Raw genomic sequence first — 21,022 nt, 5'->3', positions numbered from 1 at the left:
CGGGAAAACGGGAGGACGCCCGGTGGGCGGGTCACCTACCGTGGCCCCATGAGCGACGTCCGGATCGTCACCGAGGCCGACTTCGAGGACTGGCAGCGCGCGCTGGCCACCGGCTTCACCCGCCCACCGGTCCTGGCGCGCGAGCAACTCGACGCCCGGCGGCGGCTGTTCCGGCCGGGGCGCTGGCGGGGTGCCGTCGACGGCGACCGGTGGGTGGCCACCTTCCGTTCCTTCCCTCAGGAGCTGACCGCGGTGGGCGGCGGCCTGGTGCCCGCCGACGCCATCTCCGGCGTCACTGTGTCCCCCACCCACCGCCGCCGTGGGCTGCTCAGCCGCATGATGGCGCAGGACCTGGCGGCGGCGAAGGAGCGCGGTGACGTCGTCGCCACGCTGATCGCGGCCGAGTACCCGATCTACGGGCGGTACGGCTTCGGTCCGGCCACCTGGTCGACCGAGTGGACGATCGAGGTGCCCCGTGCGGGCCTCGACCCGCGCTGGTCGGGCCCCAAAGACGGCGGCCGGATCGATCTGGTGGACGGCGAGGACGTGCGCAAGCTGGGTCCGGAGCTGTTCGAGCGGTTCCGTCGCGCCCAGCCCGGCGCGATCGACCGGGACGAGCTGTGGTGGCAGGTGGCCACCGGTGTGGTCCGCATCCACGCCGACTGGACCGAGCCGTTCCACGCCGTCTACCGCGCGGCCTCCGGCGAGGTCGAGGGCCTGGTGACGTACACGTGCGACGACAGGTGGGACGGCAAGCAGCCCGACCAGACCGCCACTGTGCGGGGGCTCATCGCCACCACGCCGGCCGCCGAGCGCGCCCTGTGGCACTACCTGTGCTCGATCGACTGGATCACGAAGGTCAGGACCGGCTTCCGCGGCCCCGACGACCTGCTTCCCCTCCACCTCCCGGACCCGCGCGCGGCCCGGGTCACCGGGCACGGGGACTGGCTGTGGGTGCGGATCCTGGACGTCGTACGGGCCCTGGAGGCGCGGACGTACGAGGGGTCGGGGGTGCTCGTCCTTCAGGTCGTGGACGGCGCCGGGATGGCCGGCGGACGGTTCCGGCTGGAGGCCTCGCCGGAGGGGGCGTCCTGTGTGCCGACGGGCACCGGGAGCGCCGATCTGACGCTGGACATCGGCGACTTGGCCTCGGTCTGGCTCGGTGGTGAGTCGCTGCTGCGGCTCGCGGCGCTCGGCCGGGTCCAGGAAGAACGAGAGGGCGCCGCCCGGAAGGCCGACGCCCTGTTCCGCTCGCCCGGGCTTCCCTGGTGCCCGGACATGTTCTGAAGTCTCCTCTCTCTCCGGCGACACCGACTGTGCATCCGTAGCGAGCTGTTCAGTTGTGGCTGTGCTGACGGTGTTCAGTTGTGGCTGTGCGATGACGTGTTCAGTTGTGACTGTGCGCTTTCGTCGGCCGTCCCCTGTCCGGGCTCCCGGCTCCCCTCCGGAAGGGAGCCCGGTCGGCCAACCACCGGGAAGCTTGACCATGTCATACAAGTTGGCAGCCAACTTCACTGTACTTATCTCCGTTGGGAAGCGGCTCATAACCAGCTGTCGACGAACTGCCGCAACTTGGCGGGAAGTTGTAGTGTTTGTCCGTGGACCTGGAGCACGCCTCCGTCAGTGGACGGACGAGGCCACAGCGGCCCCACACGTCCCATCGCGACATCGCCGACGAACTGCGCAGCCGGATCAGGACCGGTGTGCTGCGGCCGGGCCAGCGCATGCCCACGCAGGCGGAGCTGGCCGTGGAGTTCGGCGTCGAACGCGGCGCCGTGCGCCAGGCCCTGCGCATCCTGCAGTCGGAGCACCTGCTCGCCGGCGTTTCCAAGGGCAGCCCGGCCATCGTGGCGGCGGTGCCGGGGCCGGCCCGGCTGCCGGCCGGACCGGGGGCGCCGCCGCAGCCCACGACGGTCGGCCTCGCACCCCGGATAGCGCAGGCCTTCGCCGCCCCCCACGTGCGGATCGACGCGCTCTGCCTGACCTCGGTCTCGCTCACGCTGGCCGTCGGCGAGCCGCTCAGACAGATCCACGCGGGACGGCTGGAACCGGCCAAGATCGACGTGCGGGTGCTGCTGCCCAGCCGTGACATCGACCTCGCCTTCCCGACCCCGGTGGCCGCCGACGACCACGGCCTGCTGCACCGGCGCTGGCTGGCCCAGCGCAACGCGCAGGGCATGGTGCTGCGGCAGAACCTGCTGGCCCTGTGCACCACGCACGGCGTCGACGTCCGGGTCTCCTTCCGTGCCCTGCCGTTCACCCCGCCGGTCAAGCTGTACCTGCTCAACGGCTCCGAGGCGCTGTTCGCGTACTACACGCTGAAGCGCCGCGAGCGGGAGATCGAGCACGAGCACCTGGAGCTGTACGACGCCGACGGCACGCGCTCGATGCTGTTCGCCTTCGAGCGGCGTGCCGGGCGGCGGGACGCCGCGTTCGTGGAGCAGTCGCGGCGGTGGTTCGACGCGCTCTGGGAGACGATCAGTTCGGATCTGCTGCTGCATTCATAGGGCCGGTCCCCGGCGGGTCACAGCGCCGGGCCCGCGAGGAGCACGGCGAGCAGGACGGCGCCGGCGGAGGTGGCCTTGTGGCTCCTGGTCTCGATGCCGCCCGTGAACAGCAGCATGCCCACGGCGCCGACGACGCCGTACTTCCACTGGACCAGTTGCTCGATGAGGAAAGCGAGGGCAGGCACGGCGGTTCCCCCTAACGAAGATTGGCCAACTCGAAAAAGTTGGCAACCAACTCCACCTAAGTTGTTTCCACTTGGTCCCAGCTCATAAACAACTTCCGGGTAACTCCCCAAAGATGGATCAAAGTTGTAGCGTTTGGTCGTGACTCAGGAGCATGTGGCAGTGAACGGCGGCAGGAGGCTCACGCCCCAGGAGATCGCCGGCACCCTGCGCGAGCGGATCCGCACCGGCGAGCTGCAGCCCGGCGAGCGGCTGCCCACCCAGGCCGAGCTGGCCGGGGAGTTCGGCGTCGAGCGGGGCGCCGTACGCCAGGCGCTGCGGGTGCTCCAGGAGGACGGGCTGCTCGCCGACGTGAGCAAGGGCAGCCCCCCGCGGGTCGCCGAACCGGCGCCCGCACAGGGGGAGCCGCAGCCGACCATGGTGGCGCTCGCGCCCCGGCTGACCGAGGCGTTCTCGGCGCCGCACGTGCGCATCGACGCCGTCTGCCTGACCGCGCAGAGCCTGATCCCCGCGCTCGGCGAGCCGCTGCGCCTGGTGCACGAGGGCCGGCTGCACCCCGAGCGGATCGACGCCCGCGTCCTGCTGCCGTCCCGCGACATCAACCTGGCCTTCCCGGTCTCGGTCGACGCCGGCAGCGAGGAGGACGACGCCGTCCACCAGCGCTGGCTGGCCATGCGCAACGCCCAGGGCCAGGTGCTGCAGTACAACCTCCAGGCGCTGCGCAGCACCCACGACATCGACGTGCATGTCACCTTCCGGGCGCTGCCGTTCACCCCTCCGGTCAAGCTGTACCTGCTCAACGGGGTGGAGGCGCTGTTCGCGCACTACATGATCGCGCGACGGGAGGAGCCCACCGAGAGCGGGACGCTTCAGATGTGGGACACCCTCGGCTCGGAGTCCCTGCTGTTCTCCTTCGAGCAGCGGGCCGGACAGCGGGACGCGGCGTTCGTGGAGCAATCGCAGAAGTGGTTCGACGCCCTCTGGGAAACCATCACCACGGACCTGACACTCTCCTAGTGACTTCTGATGCGACGCAGACTGAGACGACGCAGACCGAACAGAGCGCGAACGAGATCGAGAAGCTCCGTGATCTGATCGAAAATGCCCGGGTGGTCCTGTGGGACTTCGACGGACCGATCTGCCGTCTGTTCGCGCGGCACACGGCGGAACGGGTGGCGGCCGAGCTGGTGGAGTGGCTGGCCGGGCGCGGACTGCACAACCTGCTCAGCGACTCCGAGCGCGACTCGCTGGACCCGCACGAGGTGCTGCGTGCCGTGGACCTCCGGCACCCCGGCAGCGACCTCGTGACCGAGCTGGAGGAACGTCTCACCCAGGAGGAGCTGCGCGCCGCCGGCTCCGCGTATCCCACCCCGTACGCCGACCCGCTGATACGCACCTGGACCGCGGTGGGCGCCCGCCTGGCCATCACCTCCAACAACTCCCCCAGAGTGGTCCGCGCCTACCTGCGGGACCGCGGTCTCACCGCCTGCTTCGCCCCTCACATCTACGGCCGCACGACCGAGCTGCACCTCCTCAAGCCCGATCCGCACTGCCTCAACCGGGCCCTGGCCGCGATGGGTTCCGCCCCCTCGGCGGCCCTGATGATCGGCGACTCGCCCTCCGACCTCGCCGCCGCCAACGTCGCCGGCGTGCCGTTTCTCGGCTACGCGCGTAACGAACGCAAGGGCAAGCTCTTGCGGGAGGCCGGGGCCGGGTGCGTGGTCGCGTCGCTGGAGCCGCTGCTGCGGACCCTGCGGGGCTGGTGACCGCCCGGAGTCTGCCGCCGGCGCGCCGGAGGTACGTACCGCGTGTGACGGGGGAGCGGGAGGACCGGGCCGGCGGCCGCGCGTTTCTCCGGGTCGCGGAGGAGCTGCGGGCGCGGATGGCCGACGGCAACTACCGTTCGGGATCTCCCGGGACACCGTGCAGCGGGCCCTGCGGGTGCTGCTCGGCGAGGGCTGGACCGAGTCCCGGCAGGGCAGGGGCACGCGGGTGGCGAGAAACCAGCGCATCCAGTCGTCGGTGCCCCGGGCGAGCCGGTCCCGGCGCGGGCTGACCCTGGGCCCGCTCAAGCCGGCTCGGGCCGTTGTCGCCCGCAGTGCGAGATGCCACACGTACCCCCCGTGCGCGCCGTCGGTGCGGGAGGGTGATGCCCGCTGGGCCGCACCCGCACACCAACGGCGCGGCGCAGACGCCCAGTTGAGCCCGGCGCCCAGTTGTCCGGCGGCTGGTTGACCCCGGCGGCCGCCAGGGACCTCGCGGCCTCGATGACCGGGGCGTGCGTGTGCACGACCGCGTCCGCGCCCCGGCTTCTCATCTGCCGGGCGCGTTCCGCCGACGGGGTGTGGCCGAGGAAGGCGGTGCCCGCGGCCCGGGCGGTCTGGAGGTCGGTGAGCTGGTCGCCGATGAGCAGGGCCTCGGCCGCCGGCAGGCGCAGGATCTCCAGGGCGCGGTGCACCGAGTACGGGTCGGGCTTCATGTGCCGCAGTTCCTGCGGATCCCGGCCCACCACGGCCTCGAACCTCGACCGCAGGCCGTTGTTCTCGAGGAACTCCCGCACCAGTCCCGCGGAGTTGTTGCTGACGATCACCAGTCGCAGCCCGAGTCCGGCCAGCGCGTCCACGAGACGTACGACGCCCCGGGTCGGCTCGGCCGCCTTGACCGCGGCGTACTCGTACCGGGTGACGATGGCCTCGGCCTCGGCCGGCGCGCGAGGGTCGCGGGGGTGGGCGGCCGGCCGGTCGGACATGTTTCCGAGAAGCCGGAGGATGCCGTGGGAGTCGTCGCACTCCTCGACATCGCGGCCCAGGCCGCCCCAGATCCCGCGTACGACGTCCTTGATCTCGTGTGCGACGGGCGCGGTGGACTCGTCGCCGAACAGGTCGGTGACCGGTCCGTCGAAGTCGAGCAGCACGGCGCGGGCGGCCACGCTGCCAGCACCGCAGGTCATGCGGGAGCGCGGGCGCGGGGCGCCGTGCGGGGCACAAGTGTGCGTCCGGTAGCTGTCCAGGGCGACCCGGTTCGATCAGTCGACGGCGTCTGACACGATGCACGCCCGTGGAAGGAGTAGCGTGCTGCCACTTCCGCACCCTCCAGCGGTGGCAAGGCGAGAGAAACGGGCAATGTCCCCCCAATCAGCTTCGGTTGCTCGACTGCACGCGGTCGAGGTGAGCGGCGACGAGAGTCTGGTCGAGGGCCCGCTCCACGGGTATCACCACGAGACGTATGTCTTCCCGCTGCTCGGTGAGGCGGGCCGGGTGCAGCCGGGGCGGTGGAAGTGCCGGGAGCCGCGGCCCGATCTGCTGTGGTTCGACCGGCGCTGCTTCGTCTCGGAGGAGCAGCTGCTGCAGGATCTCCAGGGGCGGATCCGCGGCATTCCCGAGATCGCCGAGGTCGGCGGCATCAGCCTGATGCGTTTCATCGAGGGCCGCACGCTCGGCTCCCTCCACACCTCCGGCATGCCCGTTCCGGACGTCTACCACCGTCAGATCGTCGAGCTCTTCCGGCAGCTGGCCGCCGTGGAGCCCACGGGTCTTCGGGCGGCGCGCCGGTGCGATCCGGAGGACCGCCCGGACGACGGCGACACCGAGGGCTTCCTCCAGCGGCTCGTCCATTTCACCGAGCACCGGGTCTACCGGCACAACCTCGACCGGTTCGAGGGGCTGTTCGGCGAGCTGGGTGTGGCCGACGACGCCTTCGCCCACCTGCGCAAGCACGTCTCCGGCCTCACCCGGCGGCCGTTCTGCCTGCTCCACGCCGACCTGCACCGCGAGAACTTCATCGTGGACGCCGAACAACGCCTGTGGACCATCGACTGGGAACTCGCCATGGTCGGTGATCCGCTCTACGAGCTGGCGACCCATCTCCATCTGATGCGCTACCCGGCAGGGCAGGCGCGCAGGGTGGCCGAGCTGTGGCACACCACCGTGGAGGAGGTGCGTCACGGCAGCGGGAACGGCTGGCACGACGATCTGCCGCTGCTGCTCGGCTACAAGCGGGCCCAGTCCGTCATCACCGATGTCATCCGCTGCGCCCTGATGCTGGGCGCCGCACCGGACGTCGGGTGGCGGCGGATGGCTTCCGCGGCGCTGAAGCTGCGCCGCGTCCTCGCCCTGGCCGCCGTACCGCTGGGCCTCGACCCGGTACCGGGTCCGCACCGGATCGCGGCGGCGCTGATGCGCTGGTGCCGCGAGCACGGCACCCGCCCGGAAGCCGTCCTCTGACCGGAAATGCTGCGTACCCTCGCCCCATGGGTGAGATGGGCCTGCGTGAGCGCAAGAAGCAGAAGATGTACCAGGACGTGTCGGACGTCGCCGTGCGGCTGTTCCTGGAGCGGGGCTTCGACGCGGTGTCCGTGGCCGAGGTCGCGGCGGCGGCCGGGATCTCCAAGCCGACGCTCTTCCGGTACTTCCCGGCGAAGGAGGACCTGGTCCTGCACCGGATCGCGGACCACGAGACGGAGGCCGCGCGGGTCGTGGCCGGGGCGGCCGACCCGGTGGACGCCCTGCGCCGGCACTTCCTCGCCGGTCTTGAGCGGCGCGATCCGGTCACCGGGCTGAACGACCACCCCCAGGTGCTCGCCTTCCACACCCTGCTCTACGGCACCCCGGCCCTGGTGGCGCGGGCGCACTCCCATCTGGAGCGGTCGGAGGCGGCGCTCGCCGAGGCGCTCGGCGGCGGGCTGGACGCGCGGCTGGCCGCCGGGCAGATCATCGCCGTACAGCGCATCCTCGCCCAGGAGAACTGGCGGCGGGTCGCGGCGGGGGAGCCCATCGCGGTGGTGGCACCGGACGCCGCACGGGCGGCCGAGCGGGCGTTCCGGCGGCTGGGGGAGGGGCTGACGGAGCTCCGGCGCACGGCCGTGACCGGGGACCGGAAGCATTCGTGAGACTGGGTTAAAAATGTAACTTGGTTAAGTTATGGCGGTATGCTGGCGGCATGACGTCACTCGACCCCGCCCTCACGGACGCCCTGCACACCGAGCGCGCCTACCACGACACCTGCCGTACCGCCCTCGCCGCGATGGTCGAGGGCGCCGCCGAACAGGTCGTCACCGGCGAGGACGTCTCCGCCTCCGGAGCCGACGCCGAGGTCCTCGGCCACCGGTTGCGCAGCCAGGCCAAGGCGCTGCGCGAACTGCCGCCCGGCCCCCTCTTTTTCGGCCGCCTGGACTTCACCGGCAGCGACCCGGAGCACGGCGGGCAGAGCTACCACCTGGGGCGCCTGCGCATCACCGAGAACCCCGCCGCCCCACCGCTCGTCGTCGACTGGCGGGCCCCCGTCTCCCGCGCCTTCTACCAGGCGAGCGCCCGCGACCCGCGCGGCGTCGAGGTACGGCGCCGGTTCGGCTGGGCGCCGGGCAGCCGGGGCGGGTCCGCCGACCTCACCGGGCTGGAGGACGAGTACCTGGGCCGTGGCGAGTCCCGGACCAGCGACATCCTCGCCCGCGAGATCGAGCGGCCCCGCGTCGGACCCATGCGGGACATCGCCGCCACCATCCAGCCCGAACAGGACGACCTCGTGCGCGCCGCCCTCGCCGACTCGGTGTGCGTGCAGGGCGCGCCCGGCACCGGCAAGACCGCCGTCGGCCTGCACCGCGCCGCGTACCTGCTGTACACGCATCCCAAGCGGCTCCAGCGCGCCGGACTGCTGATCCTCGGCCCCAACCGCACGTTCCTGCACTACATCGCCGAGGTGCTGCCCTCGCTCGGCGAGACCGGCGTACGGCAGTCGACACTCCTGGAGGAGATCGCCCGGCACCCGGTCACCGGCACCGACCCCGCGGACACGGCGGCGCTCAAGCACGACGCCCGCATGGCCGAGGTGCTGCGCCGGGCGCTGTACGGCAGGGTCACCAGCGACGGCGTGACCGACCTCGCCGTGAAGGACGGCTCCAGCCGGTGGCGGGTGCCCGCCGGGGAACTGGCCGCCATCCTCGAGGTGGTGCGCACCGAGGAGCCGCCGTACGCCATCGGCCGCGAGCGGGTGCGCACCCGGGTCGTACAGCGGCTGCGCGAGCGGGCCGAACGGCGCTCCGGGGTGCTGCCCGCCTCCTGGGTGCGCCGCATCGAACGAGCCCGCCCGCTATCCGAGCACCTCGACCTCGTCTGGCCCAAGGTCCGCCCCGAGGAGGTGCTGGCCCGACTCCTCACCGACCCAAGGGAGTTGGCCCGGTCGGCCGACGGCCTGCTGGACCCGGACGAGCAGGCGGCGCTCCTGTGGTCCCGCCCGCCCCGCTCGTACAAGTCGGCCCGCTGGTCGGCCGCCGACCTGGTCCTGCTGGACGAGCTCTCCGGCCTGATCGAGCACCCGGAGGGGTACGGCCACATCGTCGTCGACGAGGCACAGGACCTCTCGCCCATGGAGTGCCGGGCCATCGCCCGCCGCGCCGCCTTCGGCTCACTGACCGTCCTCGGCGACCTCGCCCAGGGCACCACCGCGTGGGCCGCCCGCGACTGGTCCGTCCAGCTGCGCCACCTCGGCCGGCCGGACGCGGCCGTGGTCCCGCTGACCACCGGCTTCCGGGTGCCCGCGGCCGTCGTGGACCTGGCCAACCGCCTGCTGCCCCGCCTGGGCGTGTCGGTACCCCCGGCCCACTCCCTGCGCGCGGACGGCGAGTTGAGGATGCGCCCGACCGACGACGTGCCGGGCACCGCCGTGACCGCGGTGCGCGAGGCGCTGGCCCACGAGGGCTCGGTGGGCGTGGTGGCGGCCGACGCGGACCTGGACGCCGTGCGATCGGCCCTCACCGCGGCGGGCCTGGACCCGGCCGGCCCGGACGCGCTGGGCGCCCGCCTGACACTCGTCCCCGCGAGCATGGTCAAGGGCCTGGAGTACGACCATGTCGTGGCGGTGGAACCGGCGGCGGTGGCGGAGGCGGAGGAGCGCGGCGCGCACCGCCTGTACGTGGTCCTGACCCGGGCGGTCTCCCGCCTGGACGTGGTCCACGCCCGCCCGCTCCCCTTCTGACGGGGGACAGCGTGCACGCACGGTGAGCTGCCGGTGCCTCGAAGCCGCGTCGGCTGCGACTTCCCAGGGGCGCGGGGAACTGCGCGACCAGCCCACCACGCACCGGCACCCGGGAGACGATCCTCAGCTCAACGGCGCTTCCCCCTCACGCCCCCACGTACTCGGCCAGGTGCTCGCCGGTCAGGGTCGAGCGCGCCGCGACCAGGTCCGCCGGGGTGCCCTCGAAGACGACGCGGCCGCCGTCGTGGCCGGCGCCGGGGCCGAGGTCGATGATCCAGTCGGCGTGGGCCATGACCGCCTGGTGGTGTTCGACCACGATGACCGACTTGCCGGAGTCGACCAGGCGGTCCAGCAGGGCGAGGAGCTGTTCCACGTCGGCCAGGTGGAGGCCTGTCGTCGGCTCGTCGAGGACGTAGACGCCGCCCTTGTCGGCCATGTGCGTGGCCAGCTTCAGGCGCTGGCGCTCGCCGCCGGAGAGGGTGGTGAGCGGCTGGCCCAGGGTGAGGTAGCCGAGGCCGACGTCGGACATGCGGTCGAGGATCCTGTGGGCCGCCGGGATGTGCGCCTCGCCCGCGGCGAAGAACTCCTCCGCCTCGGTCACCGACATCGCCAGCACCTCCGCGATGTCCCGCCCGCCGAAGGTGTACTCCAGGACGGAGGCCTGGAACCGTTTGCCCTCGCACTCCTCGCACGTCGTGGCGACACCCGCCATCATCGCCAGGTCGGTGTAGATGACACCGGCGCCGTTGCAGGTGGGACAGGCGCCCTCGGAGTTGGCGCTGAACAGCGCCGGCTTGACGCCGTTGGCCTTGGCGAACGCCTTGCGGATCGGCTCCAGCAGCCCGGTGTACGTCGCCGGGTTGCTGCGCCGCGAACCGCGGATCGGAGTCTGGTCGATGGACACGACGTCCGCGCCGGCCGGCATCGACCCGTGCACCAGCGAGCTCTTGCCGGAACCGGCCACCCCGGTGACGACACAGAGGACGCCCAGCGGGATGTCCACGTCCACGTTCTGCAGGTTGTGCGTCGTCGCGCCCCTGATCTCCAGGGCCCCTGCCGGCTTGCGCACCGTGTCCTTGACCGCCGCCCGGTCGTCCAGGTGCCGGCCGGTCAGGGTGCCGCTGGCCCGCAGCCCCTCCAGCGTGCCCTCGAAGCAGACGGTGCCGCCCGCCGTACCGGCGCCGGGACCGAGGTCGACCACATGGTCGGCGATCGCGATCGCCTCCGGCTTGTGCTCCACGACCAGCACGGTGTTGCCCTTGTCGCGCAGGCGCAGCAGCAGCTCGTTCATCCGCTGGATGTCGTGCGGGTGCAGGCCGATGGTCGGTTCGTCGAAGACGTACGTCACGTCGGTCAGCGACGAGCCGAGGTGGCGGATCATCTTCACGCGCTGGGCCTCGCCGCCCGACAGCGTGCCCGCCGGCCGGTCGAGCGAGAGATAGCCGAGGCCGATCTCCACGAACGAGTCGAGGGTGTGCCGCAGGGAGGCCAGGAGCGGCGCCACCGTCGGCTCGGACAGCCCCCGCACCCAGTCGGCCAGGTCGCTGATCTGCATCGCGCAGGCGTCGGCGATGCTGACGCCGTCGATCTTCGAGGACCGGGCCGCCGCGGTGAGCCGGGTGCCCTCGCACTCGGGGCAGACGGTGAAGGTGACCGCACGGTCCACGAACGCCCGGATGTGCGGCTGCATGCCCTCCTTGTCCTTGGCGAGCATCGACTTCTGGATCCGCGGGATCAGACCCTCGTAGGTCATGTTGATGCCCGCGATCTTCATCCGGGTCGGCTCGCGGTGGAGGAAGTCGTGCAGCTCCCGCTTGGTGAAGGCGCGGATCGGCTTGTCCGGGTCGTACAGGCCGGACTCGGTGTAGAGGCGGTAGTTCCAGCCGCCCGTCTTGTAGCCGGGGATGGTGAGCGCGCCCTCGTTGAGGGAGAGGGAGTCGTCGTAGAGCTGGGTGAGGTCGAGGTCGGTGACCGTGCCCCGGCCCTCGCAGCGCGGGCACATGCCGCCGGTGATGCTGAAGCTGCGCCGCTCCTTCACCTGCTGCCCGCCGCGCTCCACGGTGACCGCACCGGCACCGCTGATGGAGGCGACGTTGAAGGAGTACGCCTTGGGCGAGCCGATGTGCGGCGTGCCGAGCCGGCTGAACAGGATGCGCAGCATGGCGTTGGCGTCGGTGGCGGTGCCGACCGTGGAGCGGGGGTCGGCGCCCATCCGCTGCTGGTCCACGATGATCGCGGTGGTGATCCCGTCGAGGACGTCGACCTCGGGGCGCGCGAGCGTCGGCATGAAGCCCTGTACGAACGCGCTGTACGTCTCGTTGATCAGCCGCTGGGACTCCGCGGCGATCGTGTCGAACACCAGCGAGCTCTTGCCGGAGCCCGACACGCCGGTGAACACGGTCAGCCGGCGCTTGGGCAGCTCCACGCTGACGTCCTTGAGGTTGTTCTCCCGGGCGCCGTGCACACGGATCAGGTCGTGGCTGTCGGCTGCGTGCGGTGCGGTGGCGTCGTCCATGCCGGTCACGGTAGCGGGGCCGGTCCGCCCGGCGCTTCTCCAATCCTGACGACAGTCGCGACGACCCGACGACCCGACGAGCCGGGTGTCACACCCGGGAGCCCGGCGGTGTCTTCATGGCGAACCGGTCAGCACATGAGGAGGACACCATGACGCTCCGCATACCGAAGGCGGAACTCCCCGCAGAGCTGAGCAAGGCCGTGATCGAGCAGTTCGGCACCGTGCCCGAACCCCTCCAGGCCACCTGGCACAACCCCGAGGTCGCCGAGGCGGGCCAGGAGATGGGGGCCCGGGTGAACGCGTGGCATGTGGCCGACGAGAACCTGAAGTCGTTCGCGCACATGGCCGTCGCCGCCCTGGTCGGCTGCAGCTGGTGCCTCGACATCAACTACTTCCAGGTGCAGAACAAGAACCTGGACCTGACCAAGGCCAGCCAGGTGCCGCGCTGGCGGGAGTCGGACGTCTTCACCCCGCTGGAGCGGGACGTGATGGAGTACGCCGAGGCGATGTCGGCCACGCCGCCCACCGTCACCGACGAACTGTCCGCGCGCCTGCTCGACCGGCTCGGCGTGGCGGCGCTGGTCGAGATCACCGCGTCGATCGCCTTCGCCAACTTCGCGACCAGGAACAACACGGCTCTCGGGGTCAGGTCCCAGGGCTTTTCGGACGCCTGTGAGATCCCCCTGGCCACCCGTGCGGAGAAGCCGGCCTCATGACCGAGGATCCCTTCGTCGCCCACCGCGGCCTGCTCTTCACGGTCGCCTACGAGATGCTCGGCTCGACGGCCGACGCCGAGGACGTGCTGCAGGAATCCTGGCTGCGGTGGGCCGGCGTCGAACAGGCCGACGTGCGCGACGCGCGGGCGTACCTGGTCCGGATCGTCACCCGGCAGGCGCTCAACCGGCTGCGCACCCTGTCGCGCAGCCGCGAGGAGTACGTCGGCGAGTGGCTGCCGGAACCGCTGCTGACCAGCCCCGATGTCGCCGAGGACATCGAACTCGCGGAGAGCGTGTCGATCGCGATGCTGACGGTCCTGGAAACCCTCGGGCCCACCGAGCGGGCGGTGTTCGTGCTCCGCGAGGTGTTCGAGCTGTCGTACGGGGAGATCGGCGAGGCGGTCGGGAAGACAGCGGCCACGGTACGGCAGATCGCGCGGCGCGCCCGCGAGCACGTGGCGGCCCGGCGGCCGCGCGTCAGGGTGAGCCGCTCCGAGCAGCAGGCCGTGGTGGACCGCTTCCTGGCCGCACTGCGCACCGGGCAGCTGGGGGAGCTGCTGGAGATCATGGCGCCGGACGTGGTCATGGTCACGGACGGGGGCGGGGTGGTGGCCGCCGCCACGACGCCGTTCCACGGTGCCGCCGTGGTCGCGGACGTGCTCGCGCGCGCACACCGGCTGGTGGACACGCTGGAGACGACGGCGATGTGGCTCAACGGCGCCCCGGCCGGCCGCGTCGACTTCGACGGCGAGCCCAGCGCGGTGAGCCTCACGGTGGAGGACGGCCGGATCACCCGGATCCACGTGGTGCGCAACCCGCACAAGCTGACCCGCCTGGACGAGCCGGCCGCTCTCACCCGGTGAGCGGGCTCAGGCCGGGTGAGCCGGACGGGAATCGCCTGTGGTGAGGTGCCGCGTGTCGTTGAGCAGCTGCACCGACGCGGCGCCGTCCGCCCGGTAGGCCACCGCCGAGAGCGAGGCCGCCGCCAGTTCCATCCGGAACAGCGACTCGGGCGGTGCGCCCAGTGCCAGCCGTACGAGGGTCCGCAGCGGGACGACGTGCGAGACGACCAGCACGGTCTGCCCGGCGTGCTGGGCCAGGAGCCGGTCGCGTGCCGCGGACACCCGCCCGGCGACCGACTCCAGCGGTTCACCGCCCCCGGTGGGCGGGACCCCGGGGGACGCCAGCCACGCGGCCAGGTCGTCGGGGTGGCGTTCGCGGACCTGGGCGAAGGTCAGCCCCTCCCAGGCGCCGAAGTCCGCCTCCCGCAGCTCGGGGTCGATGCGGGGGTGCAGGCCGAGCCGGGCGGCGACCGTCCGGGCCGTTTCCCGGCAGCGGCGCAGCGGCGAGGTGACGACCGCCCGCACGCCGCCCTGGGCGGCCAGCAGGTCTGCTGCCGCGCGGGCCTGTCGCCGTCCGGCCTGCGACAGGCCCAGGTCCGTGCCGCCGCTTCCGGAGATCCGTTTCTGGGCCGTCAGCGGTGTTTCGCCGTGCCGCAGCAGCAGGAGCGTGGTCGGTGTGCCCGTGCCGGTGGGCCGGCCCGAGGGGGCCACCGCTGCGGCCCCCTCGGTCGTGTTCGTCGCCCGGTTCACCGCCGGCTACTTCTGCGGTGCGGCGAAGTGGTCCCGAACGGAGTCGGTCTGCTTCGCCATCATGGCGATGATCGCCTCGACGACCTCGGGTTCGGCGTCGTCGGCGATCACGAGTTCCCGCGACCAGTCGAAGAAGCTGCGGCCCGGCTCGTTGGTGATCGGCCGGACCCGGATGGTGGCGGCGTAGCTGTCGACGCCCATGGTCGGGGCGACGGCCCGGTAGGTGGAGGAGCGGTCCACCTCGTTGCGTCCGGCGACCTCCTGCTGGACGAGTCCTTCGTTGAACACGAGGGTGAAGTCGTAGCGCGCCGGGACCCGGTCGGCCGAACCGCCCTCGGCCCAGCCGACGTTCTTCACCGCCGGCCCGGACACGATCCTCACGACCTGCATGGGGTCGCGGACGACGGACCAGACGAGGTCGGGGTCGGCGTCGAGAACCGTCGAGTGGTACATGCTGTGTTTCCGCTTGATCTCCACCTGGGGAGCTCCTTGTCAGTAGTCGACGCGGTCGGCCTTGGCCACCCACGCGTCGAACGGTGCGGTCCGGTTGGGCAGGTCCAGCCGTTCGACGGCCATCGGCCACATCGAGGCGGGCTTCTTCTCGAACAGGTCGTAGAACCTGCGGTCGTCGAACCCGGCCACCGCGGCGTCGTGCCGGTCGGCGGCGAACACGACCCGGTCCACGCGCGCCCAGAGCGCGGCGGAAAGACACATCGGGCACGGCTCGCACGAGGTGACGAGGGTGTAGCCCTGCAGCATGAACACGCCGAGTTCCTGGCAGGCGGCGCGTATGGCGCTGACTTCGGCGTGCGCGACCGGGTCCAGGGTCGAGGTGACCCGGTTGTTGCCGGTCGCGATGATCTCGCCGTCCTTGGCGATCAGCGCGCCGAACGGGCCGCCGCCGTTGGCCACGCTGGTGGTGGCCAGCTGGATCGCCTCTGCCAGCCAGGCCTTCTCGAGCTCCTGGACGCCGGTCTCTTGGGTGTACGCGGTCATGACTGCTCCTTCTGGGGAGGGTGGGTGTGGGTGTGGCGGGCCGGGGGCGGGTGCGGCCGCCCCCGGCAGGGGTCGGCCTGTGGGGTCAGGCGACGGCTGTGACCTCCGTCTTGCCGACGAGGTGGTTGCCGAGCATCAGGTGGTCGATCTCGGTGGACAGGAAGCAGTTGACGGCGTCGGCGGGGCTGCACACGATCGGTTCGCCCGCGACGTTGAACGAGGTGTTGATCAGGCACGGGACCCCGGTCAGGGCGGTGAAGCGGCGCAGCAGCGCGGCGAGCCGGGGGGTGGCGGAGTCGGTGACGGTCTGCACCCGGGAGGTGCCGTCGACGTGGGTGGCCCCGCGGATGACGTCTCGGTACTCGGGTCGTACGGGGAAGACGAACGTCATGTGGGGCGAGCTGGTCTTGCGGCCCATCTCGAAGACCAGGGACGCGTCCGCTTCGAGGACGAGCGGTGCGAACGGGCGGAACGGCTCGCGGTGCTTGACCCGGGTGTTGATGACGTCCTTGATGTCGGGGAAGCCGGGGTTGGCGAGGAGGCTGCGGTGTCCGAGTGCGCGCGGGCCGTGCTCGAGCCGCCCCTCGAACCAGCCGATGACGACCTTCCCCGTGAGCAACTGCGCGACCTGCTCGACCACTTCGTCGTCCTCGAGCCGGCGCCAGGTGATCCGGTCGCCGGCCTCGCGCAGGGCCTCCTCGATCGCTGTCTCGTCGTATGCCGGTCCGAGGTACGGCGTCACCGCCGGCGCGGCCCGCCTGCCGCTGGGGCCGGTGCTGCCGGACCGCTCGAGCCAGGCGTGCGCCGCGGCGCCGATGGCGATGCCCGTGTCGCTGGCGCCGAAGCTGACGTGCATGTCGGTGAACCGTGAGCCCTCGAACAACGGCGTGTTGTTCAGGCAGTTCAGCGCCACCCCGCCCTCGAACAGCAGACGGTCGCAGTCCGTCCTCGCTTCGAGCGCGCGCAGCTGGTGTCCGGTGACCACGGCCAGCATCTGCTGCGCCGCGGCGGCCACCCGGGCCTTGTACTCGACGGTGTCCCGGACGGGCCCGAAGTGCTGCTCGAACAGGGCGTCCAGGCCGCGCGGGTCGTCCGTGGCCAGCGGCCGGCGGAAGGTGTAGCGGCCGTCGTCGTGGAGTGCGACGAGGTGCTCGAGGAACGGGTTCGGTGTGGGCGGGGCGGCGAATCCGGCCAGTCCCATGACCTTGTACTCGTCGTTGTTCGGTACGAACCCCAGGAAGCGGGTGATCGCCGCGAACAGCAGGCCGATCGAGTGCTCCGCGCCGATGACCGACTCCTCGAACACCGTGATCCGGCCGTCCCGGATCTCACCGGTCAGCGAGGAGTACCGTTCGGCGCGGCCGTCGCTGATCAGGAACGCCGCGTCGGGCATGCCGGCCAGGTAGTAGCCGGTCGTCGCGTGGGCGAGGTGGTGCGGTACGAACACCACCTTGTCCGGGTCGGGTGTGAACCCGGTGCGCGCCGCGAAGTCGGCGAGGATCGCGTCATGGCTGACGGCCCCGGTGTACAGGGCGCCGATTGCGCCGATGAGGTCGAGCTTCGCCGCGGGCGGCACCGGCGCGGCCGTGATGTCGGACAGCATCCCGTCGAAGACGCCGGTGGAGAAGTCCCACGGGACGGCGATCAGGTCGACGTCGGCGAGCTTCACCCCCGCCTCGGCGAGACACCACTCGATGGCGGCCGAGGGGAAGTCGGTGGTCTTCTTCTCCCGGTTCAGGCGTTCCTCCTCCACGGCCGCGACCAGTTCGCCGTCGACGAGGAGCGCCGCGCCCGCGTCGTGGCCGAGGAGGTAGTGCCGTTCGGTGCCGACCGCACCGAAGCGCTCGGCGAAGATCCGGGAGACGCCGCTGAAACCGTTGCACCCCAGAACAATCACGGTCGGTTCCCTTCTGTCCGGGGCTGCTTGCCGGTCACGAGATCACGGACGGTCTCTCCTGCCGCGGGCGCCTGGCACAGGCCCTGGCCGGAGAACCCCGCCGCGTACACGAAGGGGCGGGCGGGATGCCGGCCGATGATCGCCGCGCCGTCCGGGCTGCCGTCGAACGGTCCGCTCCACCCCCGGTGCACACGGATGCCGTCGAGCGCCGGGTAGGTGGTGCCGAGCTGCTGCGACAGCCGCTTCAGCCACGCCCGGCGCGACTCGTCCGGGCGGGGGCGGCCCATGCCGATCAGGATGCGGTCCTTCCAGGACCTGATCCGCAGGCCCGACGCGGCGTGCAGGGTCATCGGCAGCGTGCCCGGATGCGGGGCGGGCGGGTCGGTCAGCAGCAGCTCGATCGGGTACGAGGTGACGGGCAGGTGCACGTCGGCCATGGCGGCGACCTGCCCCGCCCACGGCCCGGCCGCGCACACGATCGTGTCGGCGGCGATGCTGCCCAGGGGGGTGTGCACCCGCCCGGCGGGCTCGATCCCGGTCACCGGGGCCTCCGTGCACAGCACGGCACCGGCCTCCTGCGCGGCGGCGGCGTAGCCCCGCACGATCGCGGCCGGATCGCAGGCGTACGCCTGCGGCGACCACGCGGCGGCGAGGATGCTCCGCTCGCAGAGCAGCGGGTTGTGCCGCACCGCCTCGGCCGGGCCGATCAGCTCGACCTCCACCCCCGCCGCACGCTGCGCGGGCCGGGTGCGGTGGAACTCCTCCACCTGCTCCTCTTCCGTGAACAGGACCAGGAAGCCGACACGCTCCAGACCGAGGGGCGTTCCGGTCCGCTCGGCGAACGTCCGGTACGCGGCCATGCTGCGCACGGCCAGGCCGCCGGTGTGCGGGTCGCCGGGGAAGTAGGTGCGCAGCACGCCCGCCGTCGCCGCCGACGCCCCGGAGCCGAGCGTGCCGCGCTCCAGCAGGACGGTGCCGACGCCGGCCTCCGCGAGATGGCATGCGATCGACGTGCCGACGACTCCCCCGCCGATCACGACGACGTCGGTGCGCGGTGGCAGCCCGCTCACGGCCGGCCACCCGTGGTGGCGGGCCGCTGCTGCCGCAGGTGGTCGCCGGTGTCCCAGGGGAACAGGTGCAGGTTCCATCCGCCCAGGCAGTTGATGTAGAGCGCCATCTGGTGGGCCACCGCGTGGAAGTCGTCGCGGTCGAGCCGGTCGAGGCAGTCGAGGAAGCGCTGCGTGAACGCCCACAGCTTCTCCAGCCCGCAGTAGCCGAGGAACTCGGCCGGGACACCGACCAGCAGCCGGGCCATCTGGCGCAGCGACTCGGTCGGCATGCCGGTGTGCACGGCGCGGACCAGGCCGCCGTAGGAGGCGTAGCCGAGCGGGCGGGTCTCGCCGTTGACGAACAGCAGCGTGGGCAGAACCGTCTCCAGGGTTCCGGCGCCGGACGGGATCAGGCCCCGGTGCAGGTCGCCCAGCTCGGCGGGTTCGGCGAGCCAGATCCGCTCCGTCTCGGCGTGGAGGTCGGCGATCAGCCGCCTGGCGTCCGCGTCGGTGGCCGCCAGCCGCGGGATGCGGTGGCCGCCCGGCTCGCCCGCCCTGCGGACCTCGGCCAGGATCGGCTTCTTCGTGGAGTACACCGCGTCCCACACGGCGCGCCCGGCCTCGTTCAGGGCGGGCAGGTCCGCCTCGCGGATCTGTCCCACGGGGGAGGCGTACATCGGCTCGGTCAGGGTGCCGTACTTGATGCCCAGGTGCTGGAGCGCGGAGCAGAACACGGTGCCGTCGGGGGCCTCGCGCCGGTCGATGCGCGTGGCACCGTGCAGGTGCAGCAGCGAGGGTATCGGCGCCGCGTGATAGAGGTGATGGCCGGCGACCAGCGCGTGCCCCTGAAGGCTCTGGTAGGGCAGCGACTCCCACAGGGCGTCGGCCAGCACGGTGTTGCGGTCGTCGAGTTCGGCGGTGACGGTGATGTCCAGGCCGGGCCAGGCGATCTCGATACGACGACCGGTCAACGACTTGCTCAAGGCTCTTCTCCCTCGTTTGACGAAAGGTCAGGGGGTCGAGCGCAGTGGTCGGCCGACCGTGGTCCATGTCGGTGGCAGCCCTCACGCCGGTACAGCCCGCGATGCAACACCGCGTGCCATGCCGGGCCCTCGCCTCCAGCGGCCCGTCGAAGGGCATGGCTGGAGGCGGCGCGCGGCAGCGATCCCCCGTTCGCTGCAACTCGCCTTGCTCCGTCGCAACTTGTTACGAGGAGTACACAGGCAGCCCGGTGCGGTCAGCTAGGAATGGAAGATATGAAAGGCTCCGCAGGCTACGGCCGGGTCTTTGTCGGTTCCTACGAGAGCCGGTCGCTCACGCTGCGTCAGGAAACTCCGAGGGGCCCCGAGTCGCTCCAGCCACCCGGCACACTTTTGCAAGCGGGTGCTTGCAATTGTTAGCGAAGGTGAGGCATGGTGGAGCCATGGCATCGCTGAACGTCGGCAATCTCGGTGAGTATCTGCGCGAGCAGCGGCGGAACGCGCAGCTGTCGCTGCGGCAGCTCGCCGACGCCGCCGGCGTGTCCAATCCCTACCTGAGCCAGATCGAGCGCGGGCTGCGCAAGCCCAGCGCGGAGGTGCTCCAGCAGGTCGCCAAGGCCCTGCGCATCTCCGCCGAGACGCTGTACGTCCGCGCCGGGATCCTCGACGCCGAGCGGGACCGGGACGACGTGGAGACCAGGGCGGTCATCCTCGCCGACCCCTCGCTCAACGAGCGGCAGAAGCAGGTGCTGCTCCAGATCTACGAGTCCTTTCGCAAGGAGAACGGATTCGGGATCGGCGAGCCCGCCGACGACGAGGACGGCGCACAGGGAGCGGACACCGACGGCACCGCCGTGCCCGGCACCGGCACGGCCGGCGGACACGATGCCGATGCAGGCCCGCGGCGGACGGCCGGATAACCGGACCAGGGCGCCGGCTCCCACCGCGGACCACACCAACCTCAGCCGAACGCGAATCCGGGAGGACCAGATCACCATGGCCATCACCGACGACCTGCGCAAGACCCTCAGCGACCCGACTCCGCTCTACTTCGCCGCCGGCACCGCCGACCTCGCCCTCCAGCAGGCCAAGAAGGTGCCCGCCCTGGTCGAGCAGCTGCGCGCCGAGGCGCCGGCCCGCATCGAGGCCGTGCGCAACACCGACCCCAAGGCCGTGCAGGAGAAGGCCGCCGCCCGGGCCAAGGAGGCGCAGGAGACCCTCCAGACCAAGGTCAACGAGTTCATCGGCACCCTCGACGTCGACCTGAAGAAGCTGGGCGAGCAGGCCCAGGACCTCGCCCTGCGCGGTGTCGGCGTCGCCGCCGAGTACGCCGTCAAGGCCCGCGAGACCTACGAGAAGGTCGCCGAGCACGGCGAGCAGGCCGTGAAGAGCTGGCGCGGCGAGGCCGCCGAGGAGATCGAGGACTTCGCGATCGCCGTCGAGGGCAAGCCCGAGCCGGCCGAGGCCGCGGACGAGCCGAAGCCGGCCGGGGCCGCGGCCGAGCCCGCCGAGAAGAAGCCGGTGGCGAAGAAGGCGCCGGCCCCCCGCAAGTCCACCCCCGCGAAGAAGACGACCCCGCCGGCCAAGTGACCGGCGGCGGGATCGCGACGAGATGACA

The 21,022-nt window shown here is 71.8% G+C and carries 19 protein-coding genes and 1 pseudogene; 11 read left to right on the top strand and 9 right to left on the bottom strand.

Features of this window, described 5'->3' with window-relative positions; all coding sequences use genetic code 11:
* The first annotated feature begins 48 nt into the window (after positions 1 to 48).
* On the top strand, positions 49 to 1,287 hold the full coding sequence (locus ABT288_RS02360; protein WP_351601770.1) for a GNAT family N-acetyltransferase: 1,239 nt from the start codon (positions 49 to 51) through the stop codon (positions 1,285 to 1,287).
* Positions 1,288 to 1,592: 305 nt separating this feature from the next.
* The gene (locus ABT288_RS02355; protein ID WP_351601767.1) at positions 1,593 to 2,507 is read left to right on the top strand and encodes a GntR family transcriptional regulator; all 915 of its coding nucleotides are present in this window, start codon (positions 1,593 to 1,595) and stop codon (positions 2,505 to 2,507) included.
* Between the two features lie 17 nt (positions 2,508 to 2,524).
* Here ABT288_RS02355 and ABT288_RS02350 read toward each other — a convergent pair whose 3' ends face one another.
* Positions 2,525 to 2,692, bottom strand: a complete 168-nt coding sequence (locus ABT288_RS02350; RefSeq protein WP_228624419.1) for a hypothetical protein — start codon at positions 2,690 to 2,692, stop codon at positions 2,525 to 2,527.
* A 133-nt stretch (positions 2,693 to 2,825) separates the two neighbouring features.
* On the opposite strand from ABT288_RS02350, the gene ABT288_RS02345 reads away from it, so the two are divergent.
* Together ABT288_RS02345 and ABT288_RS02340 are read left to right on the top strand one after the other, a co-directional pair.
* Complete coding sequence (locus ABT288_RS02345) at positions 2,826 to 3,707, top strand: winged helix-turn-helix domain-containing protein (RefSeq protein WP_351601763.1); 882 nt, start codon at positions 2,826 to 2,828, stop codon at positions 3,705 to 3,707.
* Complete coding sequence (locus tag ABT288_RS02340; RefSeq protein ID WP_351601760.1) at positions 3,707 to 4,456, top strand: HAD family hydrolase; 750 nt, start codon at positions 3,707 to 3,709, stop codon at positions 4,454 to 4,456. Before ABT288_RS02345 ends, ABT288_RS02340 begins: the two co-directional genes overlap by 1 nt.
* A 302-nt stretch (positions 4,457 to 4,758) precedes the next feature.
* On the opposite strand, the gene ABT288_RS02335 is transcribed toward ABT288_RS02340, so the two are convergent.
* On the bottom strand, positions 4,759 to 5,619 hold the full coding sequence (locus ABT288_RS02335) for an HAD family hydrolase (RefSeq protein WP_351601756.1): 861 nt from the start codon (positions 5,617 to 5,619) through the stop codon (positions 4,759 to 4,761).
* A gap of 193 nt (positions 5,620 to 5,812) precedes the next feature.
* Here ABT288_RS02335 and ABT288_RS02330 point away from each other — a divergent pair, with 193 nt between their 5' ends.
* The 3 genes from ABT288_RS02330 to ABT288_RS02320 are packed head-to-tail and all read left to right on the top strand — an operon-like array spanning position 5,813 to position 9,659.
* Complete coding sequence (locus ABT288_RS02330) at positions 5,813 to 6,913, top strand: phosphotransferase (RefSeq protein WP_450856771.1); 1,101 nt, start codon at positions 5,813 to 5,815, stop codon at positions 6,911 to 6,913.
* 26 nt (positions 6,914 to 6,939) lie between these two features.
* Positions 6,940 to 7,578, top strand: a complete 639-nt coding sequence (locus ABT288_RS02325; RefSeq protein WP_351601751.1) for a TetR family transcriptional regulator — start codon at positions 6,940 to 6,942, stop codon at positions 7,576 to 7,578.
* A gap of 50 nt (positions 7,579 to 7,628) precedes the next feature.
* Positions 7,629 to 9,659 carry a HelD family protein gene (locus ABT288_RS02320; protein ID WP_351601748.1) on the top strand — a complete coding sequence of 677 codons (2,031 nt, stop codon included), beginning with the start codon at positions 7,629 to 7,631 and terminating at the stop codon, positions 9,657 to 9,659.
* 145 nt (positions 9,660 to 9,804) lie between these two features.
* On the opposite strand, the gene ABT288_RS02315 is transcribed toward ABT288_RS02320, so the two are convergent.
* Entirely contained in the window at positions 9,805 to 12,174 is a 2,370-nt protein-coding gene (locus tag ABT288_RS02315) for an ATP-binding cassette domain-containing protein (RefSeq protein WP_351601745.1), read from the bottom strand.
* A gap of 149 nt (positions 12,175 to 12,323) precedes the next feature.
* Here ABT288_RS02315 and ABT288_RS02310 point away from each other — a divergent pair, with 149 nt between their 5' ends.
* Positions 12,324 to 12,890: a carboxymuconolactone decarboxylase family protein gene (locus tag ABT288_RS02310; RefSeq protein WP_351601742.1), complete on the top strand. Its 567-nt coding sequence runs from the start codon at positions 12,324 to 12,326 to the stop codon at positions 12,888 to 12,890.
* Complete coding sequence (locus tag ABT288_RS02305) at positions 12,887 to 13,753, top strand: RNA polymerase sigma-70 factor (protein WP_351601739.1); 867 nt, start codon at positions 12,887 to 12,889, stop codon at positions 13,751 to 13,753. The genes ABT288_RS02310 and ABT288_RS02305 overlap by 4 nt, the downstream gene beginning before the upstream one ends.
* Before the next feature lie 6 nt (positions 13,754 to 13,759).
* Here the strand turns inward: ABT288_RS02305 and ABT288_RS02300 are convergent.
* The 6 genes and pseudogenes from ABT288_RS02300 to ABT288_RS02275 all read right to left on the bottom strand — a co-directional run.
* Positions 13,760 to 14,485 (bottom strand): annotated as a pseudogene (locus tag ABT288_RS02300) (histidine phosphatase family protein); the annotation flags it as partial.
* Between the two features lie 3 nt (positions 14,486 to 14,488).
* Positions 14,489 to 14,959 (bottom strand): SRPBCC family protein, encoded by a 471-nt coding sequence (locus tag ABT288_RS02295; RefSeq protein ID WP_351601737.1) that lies wholly within the window; start codon positions 14,957 to 14,959, stop codon positions 14,489 to 14,491.
* Between the two features lie 15 nt (positions 14,960 to 14,974).
* Positions 14,975 to 15,478: a nucleoside deaminase gene (locus ABT288_RS02290; protein ID WP_351601734.1), complete on the bottom strand. Its 504-nt coding sequence runs from the start codon at positions 15,476 to 15,478 to the stop codon at positions 14,975 to 14,977.
* 85 nt (positions 15,479 to 15,563) lie between these two features.
* The gene (locus tag ABT288_RS02285) at positions 15,564 to 17,375 is read right to left on the bottom strand and encodes a carbamoyltransferase family protein (RefSeq protein WP_351601731.1); all 1,812 of its coding nucleotides are present in this window, start codon (positions 17,373 to 17,375) and stop codon (positions 15,564 to 15,566) included.
* Positions 17,372 to 18,445, bottom strand: coding sequence for an NAD(P)/FAD-dependent oxidoreductase (locus tag ABT288_RS02280; protein ID WP_351601728.1), 1,074 nt, complete (start codon positions 18,443 to 18,445; stop codon positions 17,372 to 17,374). The genes ABT288_RS02285 and ABT288_RS02280 overlap by 4 nt, the downstream gene beginning before the upstream one ends.
* Positions 18,442 to 19,407: a cucumopine synthase-related protein gene (locus ABT288_RS02275; RefSeq protein WP_351601725.1), complete on the bottom strand. Its 966-nt coding sequence runs from the start codon at positions 19,405 to 19,407 to the stop codon at positions 18,442 to 18,444. Before ABT288_RS02275 ends, ABT288_RS02280 begins: the two co-directional genes overlap by 4 nt.
* Before the next feature lie 440 nt (positions 19,408 to 19,847).
* On the opposite strand from ABT288_RS02275, the gene ABT288_RS02270 reads away from it, so the two are divergent.
* Together ABT288_RS02270 and ABT288_RS02265 are read left to right on the top strand one after the other, a co-directional pair.
* On the top strand, positions 19,848 to 20,324 hold the full coding sequence (locus tag ABT288_RS02270; RefSeq protein WP_351601722.1) for a helix-turn-helix domain-containing protein: 477 nt from the start codon (positions 19,848 to 19,850) through the stop codon (positions 20,322 to 20,324).
* Between the two features lie 76 nt (positions 20,325 to 20,400).
* Complete coding sequence (locus ABT288_RS02265) at positions 20,401 to 20,994, top strand: hypothetical protein (protein WP_351601720.1); 594 nt, start codon at positions 20,401 to 20,403, stop codon at positions 20,992 to 20,994.
* Positions 20,995 to 21,022: the final 28 nt, after the last annotated feature.

Source organism: Streptomyces sp. NPDC001093 (genome assembly GCF_040298985.1).
Taxonomy (GTDB): Bacteria; Actinomycetota; Actinomycetes; order Streptomycetales; family Streptomycetaceae; genus Streptomyces.
The sequence above is the reverse complement of the archived record's forward strand: the minus strand, read 5'-3'. Positions and strand labels throughout refer to the sequence as shown.

Bases quoted from the DNA above. Each gene is read 5' to 3' on its own strand.
- ABT288_RS02310 (WP_351601742.1), top strand. From the start codon at position 12,324: ATGACGCTCCGCATACCGAAGGCGGAACTCCCCGCAGAGCTGAGCAAG.
- ABT288_RS02320 (WP_351601748.1), top strand. From the start codon at position 7,629: ATGACGTCACTCGACCCCGCCCTCACGGACGCCCTGCACACCGAGCGC.
- ABT288_RS02315 (WP_351601745.1), bottom strand. From the start codon at position 12,174: ATGGACGACGCCACCGCACCGCACGCAGCCGACAGCCACGACCTGATC.
- ABT288_RS02270 (WP_351601722.1), top strand. From the start codon at position 19,848: ATGGCATCGCTGAACGTCGGCAATCTCGGTGAGTATCTGCGCGAGCAG.
- ABT288_RS02360 (WP_351601770.1), top strand. From the start codon at position 49: ATGAGCGACGTCCGGATCGTCACCGAGGCCGACTTCGAGGACTGGCAG.
- ABT288_RS02290 (WP_351601734.1), bottom strand. From the start codon at position 15,478: ATGACCGCGTACACCCAAGAGACCGGCGTCCAGGAGCTCGAGAAGGCC.
- ABT288_RS02265 (WP_351601720.1), top strand. From the start codon at position 20,401: ATGGCCATCACCGACGACCTGCGCAAGACCCTCAGCGACCCGACTCCG.
- ABT288_RS02305 (WP_351601739.1), top strand. From the start codon at position 12,887: ATGACCGAGGATCCCTTCGTCGCCCACCGCGGCCTGCTCTTCACGGTC.
- ABT288_RS02330 (WP_450856771.1), top strand. From the start codon at position 5,813: ATGTCCCCCCAATCAGCTTCGGTTGCTCGACTGCACGCGGTCGAGGTG.
- ABT288_RS02325 (WP_351601751.1), top strand. From the start codon at position 6,940: ATGGGTGAGATGGGCCTGCGTGAGCGCAAGAAGCAGAAGATGTACCAG.